The sequence below is a fragment of the Arthrobacter sp. Y3223164 genome, from assembly GCF_059091005.1.
Map to the genome: position 1 here is coordinate 1 of NZ_JBNHGF010000677.1, position 899 is coordinate 899.

An 899-nucleotide genomic window follows, 5' to 3' on the forward strand; every position below is an offset into this window, starting at 1 on the left:
CCCGCGGGGCAGCCGCGGCGGCCGGCCTGTCCGTCGCGGCGCTTTGGGTGCTCACCGCCGTGTTCGACAACGTCATGATCGCCTCCGGGCTGTTCGACTACGGCGGACACGCCCTGGCCGGACTCCGGATCGGACTGGCGCCGGTCGAGGACTTTGCCTATCCGTTGGGTGCGGCGCTGCTGCTGCCCGCGGTGTGGCTGATGCTCACGGGCCCGCGCCGCCGTCGTGCCGATGAGAGGCCGGCCGAGCCGGCGGGGGAGGGGAACCGTCGTGATTCGTGAACTGGTCGTCACCTCCCGGCCGGTGTCCTGGGTCAACACCGCCTACCCCTTCGCCGCCGGGTACCTGCTGGCCTCCGGCGGCGTCGACTGGCTGCTGGTGGTGGGCACCATCTTCTTCCTGGTCCCGTACAACCTGGCGATGTACGGCATCAACGACGTCTTCGACTATGAATCGGACCTGCTCAACCCGCGCAAGGGCGGGGCCGAGGGAGCGGTGGTGGACAGGGCCCGACACCGCGCGATTTTGCAGGCCAGCGCCGTGGCCACGCTGCCGTTCATCGCGGTCCTGGCGGTAGCCGGCAGCGTGGCGTCCAACCTGGTGCTGCTGGTCTCGCTGGCCGCGGTCTACGCCTACAGCGCGCCGGGGCTGCGGTTCAAGGAAAGGCCGTTCCTGGATTCGCTGACCTCCAGCACGCACTTCGTCTCGCCCGCGGTCTACGGGCTGGTCCTGGCCGGCGCCGGCTTCACCCCGGGGTTGTGGGCGTTGCTGGCCGCGTACTTCCTGTGGGGCGTGGCCAGCCATGCCTTCGGCGCGGTCCAGGACGTGGTCCCGGACCGCGAGGCCGGGCTCGGGTCGATCGGCACCGTGCTGGGCGCCCGCCGCACCGTGCTGGTCTC

General features: G+C 71.2%; 2 protein-coding genes. Both read left to right on the forward strand.

Annotated features, from left to right (window positions below):
* Positions 1-281, forward strand: a 281-nt coding sequence (locus AC5RUJ_RS17350) for a lycopene cyclase domain-containing protein (protein WP_494156385.1), incomplete at its 5' end; no start/stop codon positions are given.
* Positions 271-899 (forward strand): prenyltransferase (locus tag AC5RUJ_RS17355; protein WP_494156386.1); only part of this gene is annotated, 629 nt, incomplete at its 3' end. The genes AC5RUJ_RS17350 and AC5RUJ_RS17355, both read left to right, overlap by 11 nt.